We start from the raw sequence: 18,008 nt of genomic DNA on the forward strand, positions 1-18,008 counted from the left end.
CCCGGATCCGTCTGCTCCATCTCTTCATGTGTACCTCTCAGCGGTGCTGTGCAGGACCGACCGGTGAAGTCGGGTGGTGCTGAAACCGGGAACCGATCAGCCGCAAAGCGCGTCGGCGAGCGTGTCCACGACGCGTTGCTGCTGGTCGGGGGTGATCTGCGGGTAGAGCGGGAGCGACAGGATCCGCTCCGCCGCCTTCTCGGCGTTCGGGAAGTCGCCCCGGGCGTGGCCGAGATGGCGGTAGGCCGGCGTGAGGTGGACAGGGGCGGGATAGTGCACGCCGGCGCCGATGCCCTCGGCGTTGAGCTTGCCCACGATGTCGTCGCGGTCCGCCCCAGGGACCTGGACGACGTACAGGTGCCATACGTGGACGTTGCCGGGCGCCGTCGTGGGGAGCACGACCCGTCCGTCGGCCGCCAGGTCGGCGAGCAGCGCGTCGTAGCGGGCCGCGGCCGCCCGCCGGGCCGCGTTGCCGTCCGCCAGCCGCGCCAGCTTCGCCCGCAGGACGACGGCCTGCAGCCCGTCCAGGCGGCTGTTGAACCCGGGTACGTCGTGGCGGTACTTGGCGACGCCGCCGTGGTTCGCGATCGCGCGCACCAGACCGGCCAGTTCCTCGTCGTCGGTCAGCACCGCGCCCGCGTCGCCGTAGGCGCCCAGGTTCTTGCCCGGGTAGAAGCTGGTGGCGGCGATCCCGCCACTGCCCGGCGAGCGGCCGTGGCGGGTCGCGCCCTGGCATTGCGCGGCGTCCTCGACGACCCGTACGCGGTCGGGGAGTCGGCCCGCCAGCTCCGCGACGTCGGCCAACTGCCCGTACAGGTGCACGGGTACCACCGCGCGGGTGGCCGGGCCGACCGCGTCCAGCGCGGCCTGAGGGTCGAGCAGATGGCTGTCGGGCAGGCAGTCCGCCAGGACCGGCCGCGCGCCGGTCCTGGCCACCGCGCCGGCGGTGGCGATGAAGGTGTTGGCGGGCACCACGACCGCGTCGCCGGGACCGACCCCGCTCGCGCGCAGGGCGAGTTCGACCGCGTCGGTGCCGTTGGCGACACCCACGCAGTGCGCGACGCCGCCGAAGTCCGCGTACTCGCGTTCGAACAGGCGCACTTCGTCGCCTCCGATGAACGCGGTGTCGGCCAGGACCCGTTCGAATCCGGCCCGTACCTCGTCGGCGACCTCCTGGTGGGCCGCCTTGAGGTCCACCAGCGGAATCTGGTTCATGTCAGCGGTCCCCCCACTGTTCGCGTCGCGAGTTCGTCGAGCGCGGGCGCGTCCGCCCCGCGCAGCCGTCGGGCCGGGCTCCCCACCCAGACCTCGCCCGGCGGAACGTCGCCGAGCACGCTGCTGCCCATCCCGATCAGCGACCAGGCGCCGACCGTCGTACCCTCCCTGACCAGAGCCCCGGAACCCACATAGGCCCCGCGCTCCAGCCGCGCTCCCCCGCCCAGGCGGACGCCGGAGGCGAGGGTGGCGCAGTCCTCGACCACGTCGTCATGGGTGAGGACGACGTGCGGCATCACCGCGACGTGCGCGCCCACCCGCACGGCGGCGGTCAGCACGCAGTGCGCGAGCAGGACCGAGCCGGGCCCCACCTGCGAGGTCGCCGACACCGCCGCCGTCGGATGGATCACGGTGGCGTAGCGGTCCGCGGGCAGGCCGAGCCTGCGGACCAGGCGGGCGCGGGCCGCGTAGTCCCTGGGATTGCCCACGCAGATGACCACCCGGGCCTCGGGCAGGTCGTGGACCAGGTCGCAGCCGCCGAGCACGGGCACGCCGTCCACCTCGGTGCCGTGCAGCGCGGTGTTGTCGTCGAGGTGCCCGAGCAGCTTGACGTCACCCGCGTCCTGTACGGCCTGCGCGGTCTCCCGGGCGAAGCCGCCCGCGCCGACGATCAGCAGCCCGTTCATCTTCGGGCCTGTTCGCGCAGCGCCGCCACGACGCGGTCCTGCTGGGCCTCGGTCATCGTGTGGAACAGGGGCAGGATCAGCGAGTCGCGGCTGATCCGCTCGGTGGCCGGCAGCGGAGCGCAGGGGTGGCCCGCGTAGGCGGGTTCGAGGTGCGCGGCCATGATCCCGCGCCGGGCGGAGACGCCGGCCTCGGCGAGCGCGGCGAGCAGGTCGTCCCGGCCGACGGGGAAGTCCTCGCCCACGAGCACCCAGTACGACTGGAAGTTGCTCTGCCCGTGCGCGGGATCGCGTACGGGGGTGAGGCCGGGGACGCCCTGCAGCAGCGTGTCGTAGCGGGCCGCCAGCTCGCGGCGGCGGACGATCATCGCGTCGAGTTTCCGGAGCTGGACCAGGCCGACCGCGGCCTGGATGTCCGTCATCCGGTAGTTGTAGCCGACCTCGAGGTAGCTCTCCAGGACGGGCTTGTTGCTCGCATGGCGCTCCGCCGCCGAGGCGTTCATCCCGTGCTCGCGCAGCCGGCGCAGACGCGCCGCCCACTCGGCGTCGTCGGTGGTGATCATCCCGCCCTCGCCCGTGGTGACGACCTTGCGGGGGTGGAAGGACCAGGCGGCGATCAGCGCGCCGTGCCCCACGGGCTTGCCGCCGGCGGTCGAGCCGATGGCGCAGGCCGCGTCCTCCACCAGGGGAAGGTCCCAGTCGGCGCAGGCGGCGCGCAGGGCGTGCACATCGGCCGGCACGCCGCCCTGGTGGACGACGAGTACGGCCTTGGTACGGGGTGTGCGGACCGCGTCCACGGTGGCCGTGGTCAGGTTGCCGGTGGCGGGATCGACGTCGGCGAACACGGGCTCGGCCCCGACGTAGCGCACGGCGTTGGCGGTGGCGATGAACGACAGCGAGGGCACCACCACCTCGTCGCCGGGCCCAAGGCCGAGCGCGACGAGCGAGAGATGCAGGGCGGTGGTGCACGAGCTGACGGCGATGCCGTGCTCGGCGCCCACCCGCTCCGCGAAGGCCCGCTCGAATTCGGCGACCCGGGGCCCTTGGGCGACCCACCCGGACAGCACCGCGTCGGAGGCGGCCTTGGCCTCCTCCTCGCCGAGCCAGGGGATCATCACCGGGATGCGGTCGTTGCTCACTTGGCGGCCTCCCGCTCCGCGCGCCACCAATCCACCAGGTCGCGCAGACCGGTGCGCAGGTCGATCTGCGCCGTGAAGCCGAGTCGTTCGGCGGCCTGCGTGGTGTCCGCGAGCCGCCTGCTCACCCCGTTCACCGCGCGGGCGGGCCCGTGCACCGGCTCCAGGTCCGGCGCCCCCATCGCCTCCAGCAGGCCCTGGGCGAGCTCCTTCAGCGAAGTCTCCGTACCGCTGGCGACGTTGAAGACCTCGTCGGTGAGGTCCGACTCGGCGGCCAGCACATTGGCCCTTGCGATGTCCCTGACGTCGACGAAGTCCATGGTCTGCGTGCCGTCGCCGAGGATCAGCGGCGGCTCGCCCGCCTCGATGCGCTCCATCCAGCGGATGAGCACCTCGGTGTAGAGACCGTGGATGTCCATCCGGGGGCCGTAGACGTTGAAGTAGCGCAACGCCACATAGTCCAGGCCGTACATGGCGTGGAAGCTGCGCAGCATGCCCTCGTTGAAGGCCTTCGCGGCGCCGTAGAAGGTGTCGTTGTTGTACGCGTGATGGCGCTCGGTCGTCGGGAAGGTCTCGGCCATGCCGTAGACGGACGCCGAGGACGACGCGATCACCTTGGCCACGCCGGCCTCGGCCGCCGCCTCCAGGACGTTGAAGGTGCCGTCGACCAGGACCTCGTTGGCGAGCCGCGGCTCCTCCGCGCACTGGGTGATGCGTATCGCGGCGAGGTGGAACACGAGGTCCGCGCCCTCGGTGACCTTCCGTACGGTGGCGGCGTCCCGGATGTCGCCCTCGACGATCTCCACGACGCCGCTGGGCAGGGCCTGGGCGAGGTTGGCCCTCCGCCCGCGCACGAAGTTGTCCAGGACCACGATCTCGCGGGCGCCGCCCTCGGCCAGAAGGTCGACGAGGTTGGAGCCGATGGTGCCCGCTCCCCCGGTGACCAGGATCTTCTTGCCTCGTACGCTGCTCAACTGCACTGCCCTTTCAGTGAATGACAACCCGTCAACGCCCGGCTCGCAGGCCGACGACCGCGCCCCGGAATTCCAGGCTCCGGGATGCCGCCTCAAGAATGTCCAGCACCCGCAGGCCCGCCCGGCCGTCGGTCAGCGGCGCCCGGCGTTGCCCGATCGCGTCGGCGAACTCGTCGACCATGCTGCGCAGCGCTTCCTTCTCGCCGATCGCGGGCGCGACCATGTCGCCGGAGCGGTACGAGATGAGCATGTCCCGGCGCTCGTCCGCGCCGATCTCCTGGGGGGCGGCCAGGTCCACACCCCGGTCGTAAATCGCCACCCGCTGGAGCGGGTTGAGGTCGTCCCAGACCAGAGTGCGTTTGGCACCGCCCACCATGGTGGTCCGAACCTTGGTCGGCGAAAGCCAGTTGACGTGCACGTGGGCGATGGCCCCCGTGTTGAGCTGAAGCGTCAGATAGGCAACGCAGGCCTGTCCCGCACCGATCGGGTCGGCCCCGTGGGCGGCGACGGCGACCGGCTCGACGTTGTCGGGGAGGATGAAGTCCAGGATCGACAGATCGTGCGGGGCCAGGTCCCACATCACGTCGATGTCCTTCTGGACGAGCCCGAGGTTGATCCGGACCGAGTCGACGAAGTGGATCTCGCCGAGTTCGCCGGAGCGCACCAGCTCCCGGATGCGGCCCACGGCGGGCGTGTAGCAGTAGGTGTGATCGCACATCAGGGTGAGTCCGCGCTCTTCCGCCTCGGCCACCAGGCGCAACCCGTCGGCGTAGGTCGCCGCGAGTGGCTTCTCCACGAGGACGTGCTTGCCGGCGCGCAGGGCGGCCAGGGCGATGTCGAGGTGGGTTCCGGCGGGCGTGGCCACGGCGACGGCGGCAACGGCCGGGTCGGCGAGGACGGCCGCGTAGTCCGAGGTGGCCTGGACCGTCGAGTAGCCGCCGAGGACCCGCTGGGCCCTCTCCACGTCGAGGTCGCACAGCCAGCGCAGCCGGAACTGCTCGCTGGCCTGGAAGTTGCGGACGAGGTTGGGGCCCCAGTAGCCGGCCCCGACGACCGCGACCCCCAACGGCTCCGTGGTCTGCGTCACTTGCTTCCTCTTCCCTCGGTCCATCAGTAGGCCCCCGTTCCTCGCACCACTGCAGACCCGGTGCGCACCAGGATCGACAGGTCCAGGCCCATCGACCAGTTGTCCACGTATCCGAGATCGAGCCGGACCGCCTCGTCCCAGGGCAGGTCGGAGCGGCCGCTGACCTGCCACAGCCCCGTGAGGCCGGGCTTCACGAGCAGCCGTCGCTTGATGTCCGGCGTGTACTCCTCCACCTCCTCCGGCAGCGGCGGGCGGGGGCCGACGAGCGACATGTGTCCCTTGACCACGTTGATCAGCTGCGGCAGTTCGTCGAGCGAGCTGCGGCGCAGCACCGAGCCGACCCGGGTGATCCGCGGATCTTCCTTCACCTTGAACAGCAGGCCGTCGCTGTTCTGGTTGAGGTGCGCCAGTTCCGCCCGGAGAGCCTCCGAATCCGGCCGCATCGTGCGGAACTTCAGCATGGTGAAGTGGTCGCCGTACCGGCCCACCCGTTCCTGCCTGAACAGTGCAGGACCGCGGCTGTCCAGCCGGACGATCAGGGCGATCAGCAGCATGGGCAGCGCGAGGAGCACGAGCAGCGCCCCCGCGAGCGACCGGTCCAGGAGGTCCTTGGGCAGGCGGGAGGTCCGGGAGAGGTTCGGGGCCTGTATCCGCACCAGCGGCACCCCGTTGGTGGGCCGTACCGCCAGCCGGGAGGCGGACACGTCGGCCAGCACGGGGGCCAGCAGGAAGTCGACACCCTGTACGGCCGCCGTCCAGGACATCCTGCGCAGCACCGAGGCGTCGGACTCGGGTACCGGCAACGCCACCACCGTGGTGATGCCCATGGCCCGGACGACGTCGTTCATGTCGCCGACACCGCCGAGGAAGGGCAGCCCCAACTTGCGGACGGCCGCAGCGTTTTGCGGGTCACTCAGGCACACTCCGGTGACCCGCAGTTCGTGTACGCCGCCGCGTCGCAGCACGGCGACCAGCTCCACGATGCCGCGCGACGGCCCGACCAGGAGCGTCGCGCTCCGGTCCTGGTCCCGTGCCCACCGTCTGTGCAGCCGGCGGCGCAGCGTGTACCGGACCGCAAGGGCGATCGCGGTGGCCGGCACGGCAGCCATGATCATGTCATGAAAGAGTCCGGAGTCACGCGTGAACAGGTAGTGCGCACCCGCGGCCAGCGCCGGCAGCGCGACGGCGCCGCGGAGCACCCGCCGGAACTCCTCGGTCCCCAGGCCAAGGGCGCTGCGGTCGTAGGAGCGGTGGGCCAGCATGGCCACGATCCACGTCGGAGGCAGCACCAGGGCCACCGCCCAGCGGCCGTACGCCGCGTGGATCAGGAAGGCCGCGGCAACGGCCGCGAAGCCGTCCGCGACCAGCAGGACGATCCGGTACTTCTGTTCCCAACGTCTACGGCGAGCTTCCGGAGTTCTGTGTTCCACAACCAGTTGCTCATGCGTGACCTCAATGGTCATGCTCCCCCCACCACATGCGCGGCTACCCCTGACCGAAGTGCCCCCACACAGCGGCACCGGAAAGCGAGGGAGCTTCAGCGGTTCCCCAACCGCCTCATGCCCCCAGCATGCTGGTTACTGATCTGTTCAAAGCCGTTCACAGAGCCGTACCGTGACGTGCAGTCAAGAACAAGTTCCCCACCCAAACCGGTCCGGCGGAGCTCAATCTAGACCACTGGACGCAGTCACGGGAACAGTTGGACGAAACACACATCGCAATAGTGACATCGGCTGCATACTGCCCTGGTGACGAGCATCGTGATCCCGGCTCACAACGAGGAGCGAGTCCTCGGCCGGCTCCTCGATTCGCTGCTGGCCGATGCCTCCGACGACGAGACCGACATCGTGGTCGTATGCAATGGCTGCACCGATGACACCGCGAAGGTCGCGGCCGCCCGCGGCCCGCGCGTCCGGGTGGTCGAGATCCCCGTCCCCTCAAAGCACGCCGCCCTGCGGGCAGGTGACGATCACGCACGCGGCTTCCCCCGTGTGTACGTGGATGCCGACGTCGTCATCACGGGCGCCGACGTACGGGCGCTGACCGAGTCCCTCGACGACGACAGCTCGGGCATCCTCGCCACCGCCCCCGAGCGGCGGATCCCGCTGGCCGCCTGCGCCTGGCGGGTGCGTGCCTACTACCAGGTGTGGCAGCGACTCCCTGCCGTACGCGAAGGGCTGTTCGGCCGAGGAGTCATCGCGGTCTCCAAGGCCGGGCACGCCCGGATCGCCGCACTGCCGCCCCTGATGGCGGACGACCTGGCCGCGTCCCTGGCGTTCGCCCCGGAGGAACGTCTCGTGGTCGGTGCGGCCGGTGTCGTCGTCCACCCGCCGCGCACCTGGCCGGACTTGATCAAACGGCGGATCCGTGCCGCGGTCTCCACCGCCCAGGTCGAACAGCATCAGGGACCGGAAGAAGCCTCGGCGCGCACGAGCAAGGCAGACCTCAAAGCCCTGCTCCGCAGGGAGCCGAGGCTCTTTCCCGGTGTCGTAGTCTTCGTCGCGGCGGCGGTCGTCGCCCGGCGGGGAGCCCGCAAGGCCATCCGGGCTCAGGACTTCGGCACCTGGCTACGGGACGAGAGCAGCCGGCAGAACTGATGCACCGCACCTGGAGTCCGTGACCATGTACCTCACCGACCGCTCCGCACCTCCGGGGGCGGACACCGAGCAGGGCCGAAGACGCGGCAGGAGGGCAAAGGTCGCCCCGGTCGTACTCGTCCTGGGCTCGGTCAGCCTGATCACCGACGTCTCCTCGGAGATGGTCACCGCGGTCCTGCCGCTGTACATCGTCACCACGCTCGGCTTCAGCCCGCTGGCGTTCGGCACCCTCGACGGTGTCTACAACGGCGTCAGCGCGCTGGTCCAGCTCACCGGCGGCCACCTCGCCGACCGGGTGCGCAACCACAAGCTGATAGCCGGGCTCGGCTACGGCCTGTCCGCGCTGTGCAAGCCGCTGCTCCTGCTCGCGAGCAGCCTCGGCGCACTCGGTGCGGTCCTCACCCTGGAACGGACCGGCAAAGGCCTGCGCACCGCCCCGCGCGACGCGATGATCTCCCTGGCCACGCCGCTGGAGAACCAGGGCCGGGCCTTCGGCGTGCACCGGGCGATGGACACCACCGGCGCGATGCTCGGCCCGCTCGCGGCGTTCCTCATCCTGAGCGCGGCGGCCGACGGCTACGACGCCGTGTTCGGTGTGAGCGCGTGCGTCGCCGTGCTCGGCGTGCTCGTGCTGGTGCTGTTCGTACCCGGCAGACGGCAAGGCACGCAGCAAGGCACGCAGCAAGGCACGCAGACGGACGAAGCAGGCGCGGCGGACGCCGAGCGGCCCGTCCGGGTACGCGAAGCGCTGGCGCTGCTGCGCCTGCCGCGTCTGCGGGCGCTCGCCGGCTGTGCCGTGCTGCTCGGCCTGACCACCGTCAGCGACGCCTTCGTCTACCTGCTCCTGCAACGGCGCACGGGCATCGGCGAGCAGTGGTTCCCGCTGCTGCCGCTGGGCACCGCAGCGGTGTTCCTGCTGCTGGCCGTGCCCGTCGGCGCGCTCGCCGACCGGGTCGGGCGGCACTTCGTGTTCCTCACCGGGCACGTAGGACTGCTCACCGGCTACGCCCTGCTGCTGTGGGCCCCGGCCACGCCGGTCCTGCCCTTTCTCGTACTCGCCCTGCACGGCACGTTCTACGCGGCCACCGACGGCGTGCTCCCTGCCGCTCTCGCCGGCGTCGTGCCCGAGCAGCTGCGCGCCAGCGGCCTCGCCATCGTCGGCACCGTCCAGGCGCTGGCCCGGTTCGGCTGCTCGCTCGCCTTCGGCGCCGCCTGGACGATGTGGGGAGACGGCCCGGCGCTGGCCGGCTCAGCGGTCGGCCTGCTGTGCTGCGCGGCCGTCGCGGGCATGGTGCTGCGACCGGCTGGCGGAACCCGATGACCACCACAGCCACAAGGATCCGGATGACACCGCTGCGCCGCCGCCTGCTCGTACTCGTCACGGCGGTGCTGCTCCTCGCGGGCCTGGCAACCGGCGTGGTCCTGCACGCGGCCGCCCGCGCGGACCGCGCGCACCGGCCGCAGTCGGGCGGCCCCGCTGTCAGCGCGGGCAAGTTGACGCTCACGCAGAAAGGCCGCCTGACGTTCATCAACGCGGCCGCCGGCCCGCACCGCACCGCGGTCGCCTCGGTGCCCTCCGCCGATCCCGAGGCCGGGCGGACCGCCTCAAGCCTGAAGTGCGCGCGCTTCTACGCTGCGGCCGGCACGGGCGTCTGCCTCCAGTCCAACCCCGGCGTCCTCAAGCAGAGCAACCGCGCCCTGCTCCTGGACGCCGACCTCCGCACCGTGCGCACCTTCCCGCTCGCGGGCACCCCGAGCCGGGCCCGGGTCTCGCCCAGTGGCCGCTTTGCCGCCTGGACCGTCTTCGTCTCCGGCGAGTCCTACGCGTCGGCCTACTTCTCCACCCGGACCTCGATCCTGGACACCCGCAGCATGCGGCTGACGCCCAGCCTGGAGACGTTCGCCATCGTCCTGGACGGCAAGCCCTACCACGCTTCGGACATCAACTTCTGGGGCGTGACCTTCGCCTCCGACGACGACACTTTCTACGCAACCCTCAACACCGCCAACCGCACCTACCTGGTGCGGGGTTCCCTCTCCCGGCGTACGGTGACCACCCTGATCCAGAACGTGGAGTGCCCGTCGCTCTCCCCCGACGGGACCCGAGTCGTCTTCAAGAAGCGGGTCCTGTCCGGTGCCACCCTCTGGCACGAGTACGTCCTCGACCTGAAGACCCTGCACGAGACGGCGCTCGCCGAACGCCACAGCGTCGACGACCAGGCCACCTGGCTCGACAACGACACCGTCGCCTATGCCCTCCCCACCGACGGCAAGGTCGGCAGCAGCGACCTGTGGAGCGTGCCCGCGGACGGCACGGGCACGCCCCGCCTGCTGATCGCCGGCGCTTCCTCCCCGGCGCCGTTGTAGACCCGGCGCCGGTTCGGTTCATCAGGCCCAGGCTGCCACCGGCACGAACGAACTGTCCTGCCGGCCGGTTGTCCCGCGCACCCTCGGGTTGTCGTCTCGTCCCGGCGTGCGGTGATCATCGGCGTCCACGCGCTGGGTGTCTCGACCCTGCTCGGTTCACTGGTGGGCACGGCTCACGCCGATAGGGCCGAAAGTCCCGGTCCCCTCCGCATCACCATGATCAGCGACTCGGACACCGGCGGTGAGAGCGCTCGGCGGCGATGAGAGTGCACGAACCCCACTTTCGAGGTGATGTTCGCGCTGGGCCACATCAGCGGTCGCCTGACACGAGACTTGCGTAAAGCGCGTACGTAATTACCCCGATGTCTCCCCCTCACGGCTCGGCAAAGCTCGAGATGCAGTACGACGATCTGGAGATGAGGACATCCGTTGGAGCACGCACGTCCGATCGCCGCGGCCCCACCTGCACCCCTGCACCGGGAGGTGTCCGCCTCCGAGGTACCACCGCTGGTCGGCCGTGAGCGCGAGGTCGAGCGGCTGCGGCACACGCTCACCGTACGGACGCACACGGGGCCCTGGCTGCTGGAGATCACCGGTGAGCCAGGCGCGGGAAAGACCGGGCTGCTGACCGAATGGACCGGGCAGGCCGAACGGGCGGGGGTGGCCGTGCTGTCGGGCAGAGCGTCCGGGCCGGACCGGCATCGCCCGTTCGCGGCCTTCGCGGCACCCGTCGCCAAGGCCCTCGGTTTTCCCGACGCCTTCAGTGGCCTCACTCCGGCGGACAGGGCTCTGCTGCTCCGTCACTTCCCGGAGGCCGGTCCGTCGGGCGTCCCTCGGGCGCCGGGGCCCGAGGGTGCGGAGCGGGACCAACTGCTCGAAGCGATCGCCGAGTTGCTCTCGGCAGCCGGACATCGCCGCCGTCTGGCAGTCTGCCTCGACGACCTGCAGTGGGCGGACGATGCCTCCCTCGATCTGCTGATCCATCTGCTGCGCCGTCCTCGTCCCAGAACGCCGCTGATCCTCGTGTGCTCCGTACGTCCCGGCCAGGGATCCCCGGGACTGATGGCGAGCCTCGCGGACCCACACGACGCCTACCGGGTGGAACGGGTCGCGCTCGGCCCGCTGCCGCGCAGCGCGGCCGGTGAGCTGTTCGGACCGGGGACGACCGCCGACCGCCAGCGGCTGCTGTACGAAGCCGGGGGAGGCAACCCGTTCTACATGCGGGTGCTGTCACTGTCGCCGGGACCGCTGATGCCGCCCGGCGGGACCACCCCATGGGTACTGTCGGACGAGGCGGCCACGGTGGCGGCAACAGCGATCGCCCGTGAACTCACCCTGCTCGACGCCGAGGAGCACGAGATCCTCAGGGCCGCGACGGTGCTGGGCGAGGAGTTCGACCCCGCTCACCTGGCGTATCTGGCCGACCGGGCCCAGACGGTGACGGCGAAGGCCCTCGACCGTCTGATCGCCCTGGACCTGATACGGGCCGACCACACCCATGGCCGCAGCTGCCGGCTCCGCCATCCGGTGCTACGCGCCGTCGTCTACCAGCGCGCGCCGCACAGCTGGCGCCGGGACGCCCATGCGCGCGCCGACCGCATTCTGCGGAAAACCGGCGCCGGTCCGGTGGAGCGTGCTCCGCATGTCGCGCGCTCGGCCACGACGGGCGACCACGACGCGGTCCGTCTGCTGATGGCGGCCTCCGAGCAGGTGCGGTGGAGCGAACCCACAGCCGCGGCGTCGTGGCTGAGCACGGCGCTGAGCCTGGTCCGCGGGGACGGCGACGGGCTGCGGCTGCCGTTGATGAAGTCGCTGGCGCAGTCACTGGGGACCATCGGGCGGCTACGCGAATGCCAGGAGCTGCTGCGGCGGATCCCACGGCCGGCCGGGCTGCCCCGTACCCGCGACAACGTCGAACTCGTCGCGTTCCAGGCCATGATGGAGCGCCATCTCGGCAACTACCGTGAGGCCGAGGCCCTCCTGGAGGCCGAACTCGCCGAACTCGCCGAGCTTCCCCTGGCGCCGGAGGATCACGCCGCGCTGAGCGCGCCCCTGCGTCTGGAACTGGCCACGGTCAGTCTGCTGCGCCGGGCGTTTCCCAGGTCACGGTCGCTGGCGGAGGAGGCTCTGCGGCAGGCGCCGGCCGGGGAGGACCGGCACAACCGTGCGGCGGACACGGCACATACAGCGGAGTCGGCGCGTACAGCGGACACGGCGCATACGGGGAACCCCTATCGCACCACCGCCCCGGTCGACCCGCCCTACCCGGTACGCATGGCCGCCATGGTCTGCCTGACGCACTGCGCCGCCTTCGAGGGAGAGGTCCCGGTGCTGCTGCGTTCAGCCCGGGAGGCCGGCGCGCTGGTGGACTCGATTGCCGACGCGGAACTCACTCCGCATCTGGACACCCTCTCCCAGCTGGGCTGGGCCGAGGCTCTCGCCGAGCTGCATCACGACGCGCTGCGCCACATGGCCCGCGGTATCCGGCTCGCCCATGCCTCAGGGCAATTGTTCATCCTGCCCTACCTGCGGCTCGCCCACGCCTACGCCAGCGTCAGCGTCGGCCGACTCACGGACGCGGTGCGGTCGGCCGAGGGCGCCGAGGAGGACGCCCGTTGGATGAAGCGGCCGGCCCTGCTCGGGTTTGCCCTGGCCCTGCGGGCATGGGCGACCTCGCTGCTGGACGGCCCGGGCGCCGCCTCACCCATCGCGGAACGGGCCGTCCAGGAACTCGGTGCGGGAGGCAGGCTGTGGGCGGTCACCGCCGGGGTGCTCGCCGATGTCCGGCTCGCGCAGGAACGGCCCGTGGACTGCCTGGAGCTGACCCGGTCCGCCACCGAACACACCCGACATCCCGGCACCGCCCGATGCATCCGGCCGATCTGGTACGCCCTGGGGGCCAGGGCCGCGGCGGCCCTGGGCGATCGCGGAGCGGCAGCCGACTGGGCACGTCGCGCCACCGCCGACGCGGACCTGCTGGGCCTGCCGGGGCAGCGCGGTTTTGCCGCCCTCGCCCGGGCCCACAGTGTCTTGGACCCGGTCGGCCCGCTGCACGAGGCCGTCGTCGGCTTCAGCGCCGGCGGGCTGGTCCTGATGGAGTGCCAGGCAAGGCTGCTGCTCGCCAGAACACTCCTCTCCCGAGAGGCATACGACAAGGCACTGGAGCAGGCCAAGCGGGCCAAGAACCTCGCGGCGGCGTCCGGGGCCCGCCGCCTGTACCGGGAGGCTGTGGACATCCAGCGCCGGCTGGGAGCCCACCAGCCTCGTTCGGTCCGGGAGAGGGAGAGCCCACTGCCCGAGATGTCCGTCCGCGAGCGGGAGATCGCCCGCATGGTGACCCTTGGCATGTCGAACAGCGACATCGCCCGCGCGCTCGTCGTCTCCCCCAAGACCGTCGAGGCCCATCTCACCCGCATCTTCCGCAAAGTCGGCGTACGCTCCCGCGTCGCCCTGGTCACCGCACTGCGGCCGCAGACCGGCCAGGAGTCCCCCGCCTGAGCCTGAGACGGGCGACGCCCGAGCACCGCTGCGCGTGCGGTCACTCGATCGCCTTTCGCCGAACCGGGCCTGCGGAGGAGATCCCCACCAATGCGGATGCCGGCCGCTACGCCAGTGCCTGGCTCACCACGTCTGCACACCCTGGCCGTCACCGAACGCGCCCTCATCCGGACCCGTGGGACGGCGGCACAGGACGTGACGCGGGCGGGGGCGCGTCAGTTGCAGCCCGTCAGCGCGTCGGAGGGCTTGAGGCGAGCCAATGGCAGCTCTTGGCGAGGCACGATTCCGCCCACACAAGAGGGGGAGCGTTGCTGCGGTGTCAATCCCTGGTTTCGTAGAGACGTTGGTTATGCGGCCCGGCCTTCCTGATCGGTCCGGGCTCGCGCGTCCTGGATGATCCGTTCGAACTCGACGGGGCGTTCTCCGGCCGGCCGCGCTGCTCGCACAACGGCTGCACCTCACCGAGATCAAGATCCGCGGCGTGGGTGACGTGCTGATGCTGGTCTGCGACCGGCTCGAACTATGTTGCGTCCTCGGGTCGCCAGCGGCCGACGAGGTCCGCGTAGCCGGTGCTGCGCACCAGGAGTTCGCCATGGGTGCCCAGGTCCGCGCGGTCGCCGTCGAGCAGGAGGACCCGCCCGGCACGATGGGCCGAGGCGATGCGGTGAGCGATGACGATCAGTGTGCCGGGCCGGTCGGCGAAGACCTTCTCGGCACGTGCTTCGGCCGGCGGGTCGAGGTGGCACGTGGCCTCGTCGAGGATGACCACCCTCGCCGGTGACACAAATACCCGTACAAGTACCAGTAGTTGGCCCTCCCCACTGGACAACTGGGTGGCCGGGTCGGTTATCTCGGCGTCCAGGCCGCCGAGGCGGTCGATCACGGCCTTCGCGCCCAACAACGCAGCGTCCCGGGCCAGTTCGGCATCGGTCACCTCGCTGTTGAGGTAGGTCAGGTTCTCGCGGACCGTGCCATGAAAGACGTACGCCTGCTGCGGGACCAGCGCGATCGTCCGGCTTCTGAGCCGATCGTCGAGTACGGCGGCGTCGGCCCCGCCGAGTCGCACGGTGCCCGAGTCCGGGGCTGCGAGGCCCGCCAGCAAGCCCGCCAGAGTGGACTTGCCGATGCCACTGGAACCGACGATCACCAGATGCTCGTCCTCCGGAACGGACATCGACAGATCGTGCAGCACGGCCTCGGCATGCGGACCGTAGCCGAAGGTGAGGCGGTCCACGCTCAGTTCGTAGCCCTCGGGAGTGGGGGCGTGTGCCGGGGCGGGCGCGTCGGATGTCCCGGGCGCTGCGGTGGTCTCCGCCAGCCGGGTGAGAACGGTGCCCAGGTGAATCCACTGGCCGCCGACCGACCCGGTCAGCGCCTGCAACGCCGCCACCAGGTATCCCGTCACATAGGTGACGGCTCCGACCAGTGCGCCCGCGCTGATCCTTCCGCTCGAGACGAGCCACGGCCCGGCGAGGAGCAGCCCCAGCAGCGGCAGGTGTCCACCGAGGAAGACGATGAGGATCCGCACCGCGCTCAAGCGGGCCGTCGCCACGCCGGCCCGGGCGTACCCGAGCGCCCCCTCCTCGACCTCCCCGGCGGCACGGTCCTGTGCGCCGAGCGCGAAGATGTCGTGCCGGGCGTCGAGCACCTGCCCGGTGCGCACGGCCACGGATTCCTCGGCCAGGACGGAAGCTCTGAACCTGCGCGACATCGCGCGCAGCGTGAGGGGTAGCACGAGCAGGGCGAGCAGCATGGGGGGCAGCACGAGCGCGGCCGCGACGGGGTTGAGCGTGACCAGCCCGATGATCGCCGCAAGCAGTGTGGCGGCCAGTGGCCGGGCCGTACGCAGCAGCGTGGCGACCAGCCCGCGCACGGAGTCCACCTGACCGGTCAGCCGGGCCACTCCGGCGGCGTCCGGGGTGCTGCCGCTCCCGGACGCGGCCTGCCGCAGCGCAGACTCTACGAGTCGGCGCACCAAGTGGTCGCGCAACGGCTCGACGACCTCGGCCAGATGGGGAAACATGGCTCGCTCGGCCGCCGACCGCACCACGTAGAGCACGCCGAGCAGGGTCAGCCAGCCCAGACCGGCGAAGGGGCGTCCGGCCAGGAAGCCCCGGTCGATCGCCGTCGCCGTCACCCAGCCCGCTGCCAGCGCCGGGCAGGCCTCCAGTACCGACCAGCCCGCGATCCTGAGCATCGGCGACCGGCTGCCTCGCAGCCCCGACCTCAGCAGTCGCAGTCCGTCCCCGCTCACCATGCTAGACACGTGTCGTCTCCCGCCCGTGTGGTGCCTGGGGCGCCGGGGTGGTGTCCCCGCCGTCCGCGAAGACCGCCCGGTAGCCGCCGTCCTGCCACAGCTCGGCGTGCGGCGCGACCGCCACGACGCGTCCGTTCTCCAGCCATGCCACGAGATCGCAGCGGGCCGCCGTGGCCGCCCGGTGGGCGACGACCAGGCGGGTGCGGTCCCGGAGCATCGTCGTGATCGCCTCGGTGACCTCCGCCTCGGTGACGGTGTCCAGTCCCGAGGTTGCGTCGTCGAGCACGAATACCCGCGCCGGGCGGACCAACGCCCTGGCCAGACCTACGCGTTGGCGTTCGCCGCCGGACATCGGCGCCCGGTCCAGCGGGGTGTCGTACCCCTCCGGCAGTCGCCGGATGAAGGAGTCGGCGTGCGCCGCTCGAGCCGCGGCCGTCACATCGGCGCGGGTCAGCTCGGCACGGCCGTACGCGATCGCCTCGTGCACCGTCCCGCCGACCAGAGCCGGCTGGTCGAAGGCGTAGGTGACCCGGCGGCTCAGCTCCGCCAGGCTCAGCTCGTCGACCGGCACTCCGTCCAGGAGCACATGGCCCGACTCGGGGTCGGTCAGCCGGCCTATCAACGAGGCCACCAGGCTCTTGCCCGCGCCCGAACGGCCGACCAGCCCCACGGACTTTCCGGCCGGGATGTCCAGGTCGAGGTGGTCGAGCAGGGGTTCGCCGTCCCGGGTGACCGTCACGTCGCGCAGCCGGACCGCGCCGGGGCCGTCCTGCGGGCTCTGCCGGGTACCGCTCACCGGCGCGGGATCGGCCAGGATCTCGGCCAGCCGGCCGGTGCCCGCCCGTACCTGGGCGATCTGCAGCAGGACGTCGATCTGTCCCAGCGCGCCGGATGCCATCGTCAGGTATCCGGAGACCGCCAGCAGTTCCGCCGGGCCGACCCGTCCGGCGGACACACCGAAGCCCGCGACCGTCAGGACCACCACCTGGGCCAGCGGGGTCAGCAGCTTCAACTGCCACACCGCACCCCGCTGGAGGCTCCACAGCGACCGGCCCGCCGCGGACAGCTCGGGCAGCGGGCGCAGTACGCGTTCGCTCTCCGGGCCGACCGTGCCCGCGGCCCGGATCGTACGTGCCCCGCCCAGCGCGGACAGCAGCCGGGCCGCGATGCCCGACTGTGCTTCCAGGTACTCGGCCTGCGCGGCCGTCGCGCCCCCGATGAACCGCTTAGCGATCAGTACCACGGTGGGCAACGCCAGTGTGAAGGCCAGGCCCGACCACCAGTCCATCCGCCACAGCAGCACCAGCGCGACCAGCGAAGCGGTCAGCGAGACCACCGAACCCGCCAGCGCGACGGGCAGGTTCGCGGTACTGGGCGCACCCTGCACCACCCGGGCGGTGGCGTCTCCCGGCGGCAGGGGCGAGCGGGATCCCAGCGTCAGCAGGTGCCGCACGGTACGGGTCTGCAGCCATACGCCCGCCCGGCCCGCGGCCGAGGCGCCCAGCAGGGCGAGTACGGCCTCCAGCAGTCCGCCGACGACGATCGCCAGCCCCAGCAGTGTCGCCGGGCGGACGATGTCGCCGCCCTCCAGCGCCACCGCCACGGCCGACGCGAGCAGGGCCGGGGTGGCCAGGGTCAGCACGGCGCTTCCCGCCATCATGACCACGATCGCGGTCAGCGGACCGCGTATGCGTTGTGCTGTGCTCAGCAGCAGCTCACGGCTGCCGTAGGAGGCCAAATCCGACTCCGATCCATGGATGATGCGGCTTTTTTCGGTGCCACGAGCACGGCCGGGCGTGGAGCATCTCCACGCCCGGCCGTTCAGTCGGTCACCAGGCACTGATGTTGCAGCTGAGTCCTTCACACGTGCCGACGCACGTGAAGAGGCAGCTGGTGGGGCACTTCCCATCCGGGCTGATGGCGAGCTGCTTCTCCTGACTGTCCAGGAGCTGCAATGCCTCGATGCTGTATTCGATATCCATGTTTCACCTCCTCTCGGGGAACCAGTTCATCTGTCACCGGCTCAGCTGGTGACGAGACACGAGAGGGCGCAACTCACCTCGCAGGAAACGACGTTGCAACTGAACGCGCAGACCCACTCCCTGTATCCGGACAGCGCCGCCTCATCGCCCTTGAAAAGCTGCAGCGCCTCGATGCTGTATTCGATATCCATGTTTCACCTCCTCTCGGGGAA

At 71.2% G+C, this 18,008-nt stretch carries 14 protein-coding genes; 4 read left to right on the top strand and 10 right to left on the bottom strand.

What is annotated here, in order from left to right; all coding sequences use genetic code 11:
* Positions 1-96: 96 nt before the first annotated feature.
* From ABZO29_RS06815 to ABZO29_RS06840, 6 genes are read right to left on the bottom strand one after another with little or no spacing between them, the layout of a single operon-like run.
* A complete protein-coding gene (locus ABZO29_RS06815) occupies positions 97-1,215 on the bottom strand; it encodes a DegT/DnrJ/EryC1/StrS family aminotransferase (protein WP_367319227.1) in 1,119 nt (372 codons plus the stop codon).
* A complete protein-coding gene (locus ABZO29_RS06820; protein WP_367319228.1) occupies positions 1,212-1,901 on the bottom strand; it encodes an acetyltransferase in 690 nt (229 codons plus the stop codon). Before ABZO29_RS06820 ends, ABZO29_RS06815 begins: the two co-directional genes overlap by 4 nt.
* Positions 1,898-3,037 carry a DegT/DnrJ/EryC1/StrS family aminotransferase gene (locus ABZO29_RS06825; RefSeq protein ID WP_367319229.1) on the bottom strand — a complete coding sequence of 380 codons (1,140 nt, stop codon included), beginning with the start codon at positions 3,035-3,037 and terminating at the stop codon, positions 1,898-1,900. The genes ABZO29_RS06820 and ABZO29_RS06825 overlap by 4 nt, the downstream gene beginning before the upstream one ends.
* Positions 3,034-4,014, bottom strand: a complete 981-nt coding sequence (locus ABZO29_RS06830; RefSeq protein ID WP_367319230.1) for an NAD-dependent epimerase/dehydratase family protein — start codon at positions 4,012-4,014, stop codon at positions 3,034-3,036. The genes ABZO29_RS06825 and ABZO29_RS06830 overlap by 4 nt, the downstream gene beginning before the upstream one ends.
* A 25-nt stretch (positions 4,015-4,039) precedes the next feature.
* Positions 4,040-5,095, bottom strand: coding sequence for a Gfo/Idh/MocA family protein (locus tag ABZO29_RS06835; protein WP_367319231.1), 1,056 nt, complete (start codon positions 5,093-5,095; stop codon positions 4,040-4,042).
* Between the two features lie 23 nt (positions 5,096-5,118).
* Positions 5,119-6,558 (bottom strand): sugar transferase, encoded by a 1,440-nt coding sequence (locus ABZO29_RS06840; RefSeq protein ID WP_367319232.1) that lies wholly within the window; start codon positions 6,556-6,558, stop codon positions 5,119-5,121.
* Between the two features lie 285 nt (positions 6,559-6,843).
* Between ABZO29_RS06840 and ABZO29_RS06845 the strand changes: the two genes are divergently transcribed.
* The 4 genes from ABZO29_RS06845 (at position 6,844) to ABZO29_RS06860 (ending at position 13,557) form a co-directional block, all read left to right on the top strand.
* Positions 6,844-7,692 carry a glycosyltransferase family 2 protein gene (locus ABZO29_RS06845; RefSeq protein ID WP_367319233.1) on the top strand — a complete coding sequence of 283 codons (849 nt, stop codon included), beginning with the start codon at positions 6,844-6,846 and terminating at the stop codon, positions 7,690-7,692.
* Between the two features lie 25 nt (positions 7,693-7,717).
* A complete protein-coding gene (locus ABZO29_RS06850; protein ID WP_367319234.1) occupies positions 7,718-9,013 on the top strand; it encodes an MFS transporter in 1,296 nt (431 codons plus the stop codon).
* 23 nt (positions 9,014-9,036) lie between these two features.
* On the top strand, positions 9,037-10,059 hold the full coding sequence (locus tag ABZO29_RS06855; RefSeq protein ID WP_367326065.1) for a TolB family protein: 1,023 nt from the start codon (positions 9,037-9,039) through the stop codon (positions 10,057-10,059).
* Between the two features lie 429 nt (positions 10,060-10,488).
* Positions 10,489-13,557 carry an AAA family ATPase gene (locus tag ABZO29_RS06860; RefSeq protein ID WP_367319235.1) on the top strand — a complete coding sequence of 1,023 codons (3,069 nt, stop codon included), beginning with the start codon at positions 10,489-10,491 and terminating at the stop codon, positions 13,555-13,557.
* A gap of 520 nt (positions 13,558-14,077) precedes the next feature.
* Here ABZO29_RS06860 and ABZO29_RS06865 read toward each other — a convergent pair.
* The 4 genes from ABZO29_RS06865 to ABZO29_RS06880 all read right to left on the bottom strand — a co-directional run bounded on the left by ABZO29_RS06865 (position 14,078) and on the right by ABZO29_RS06880 (position 17,987).
* Positions 14,078-15,814 (bottom strand): ATP-binding cassette domain-containing protein, encoded by a 1,737-nt coding sequence (locus tag ABZO29_RS06865; protein WP_367326066.1) that lies wholly within the window; start codon positions 15,812-15,814, stop codon positions 14,078-14,080.
* Position 15,815: 1 nt separating this feature from the next.
* On the bottom strand, positions 15,816-17,552 hold the full coding sequence (locus ABZO29_RS06870; protein WP_367319236.1) for an ABC transporter ATP-binding protein: 1,737 nt from the start codon (positions 17,550-17,552) through the stop codon (positions 15,816-15,818).
* Positions 17,553-17,643: 91 nt separating this feature from the next.
* On the bottom strand, positions 17,644-17,796 hold the full coding sequence (locus ABZO29_RS06875; RefSeq protein WP_367319237.1) for a hypothetical protein: 153 nt from the start codon (positions 17,794-17,796) through the stop codon (positions 17,644-17,646).
* Between the two features lie 41 nt (positions 17,797-17,837).
* The gene (locus ABZO29_RS06880) at positions 17,838-17,987 is read right to left on the bottom strand and encodes a hypothetical protein (RefSeq protein WP_367319238.1); all 150 of its coding nucleotides are present in this window, start codon (positions 17,985-17,987) and stop codon (positions 17,838-17,840) included.
* Between the last annotated feature and the right edge of the window lie 21 nt (positions 17,988-18,008).

Source organism: Streptomyces sp. HUAS ZL42, from assembly GCF_040782645.1.
Classification (GTDB): Bacteria; Actinomycetota; Actinomycetes; order Streptomycetales; family Streptomycetaceae; genus Streptomyces.

Bases quoted from the DNA above. Each gene is read 5' to 3' on its own strand.
- ABZO29_RS06855 (WP_367326065.1), top strand. From the start codon at position 9,037: ATGACACCGCTGCGCCGCCGCCTGCTCGTACTCGTCACGGCGGTGCTG.
- ABZO29_RS06865 (WP_367326066.1), bottom strand. From the start codon at position 15,814: ATGGTGAGCGGGGACGGACTGCGACTGCTGAGGTCGGGGCTGCGAGGC.
- ABZO29_RS06820 (WP_367319228.1), bottom strand. From the start codon at position 1,901: ATGAACGGGCTGCTGATCGTCGGCGCGGGCGGCTTCGCCCGGGAGACC.
- ABZO29_RS06840 (WP_367319232.1), bottom strand. From the start codon at position 6,558: ATGACCATTGAGGTCACGCATGAGCAACTGGTTGTGGAACACAGAACT.
- ABZO29_RS06815 (WP_367319227.1), bottom strand. From the start codon at position 1,215: ATGAACCAGATTCCGCTGGTGGACCTCAAGGCGGCCCACCAGGAGGTC.
- ABZO29_RS06850 (WP_367319234.1), top strand. From the start codon at position 7,718: ATGTACCTCACCGACCGCTCCGCACCTCCGGGGGCGGACACCGAGCAG.
- ABZO29_RS06875 (WP_367319237.1), bottom strand. From the start codon at position 17,796: ATGGATATCGAATACAGCATCGAGGCATTGCAGCTCCTGGACAGTCAG.
- ABZO29_RS06880 (WP_367319238.1), bottom strand. From the start codon at position 17,987: ATGGATATCGAATACAGCATCGAGGCGCTGCAGCTTTTCAAGGGCGAT.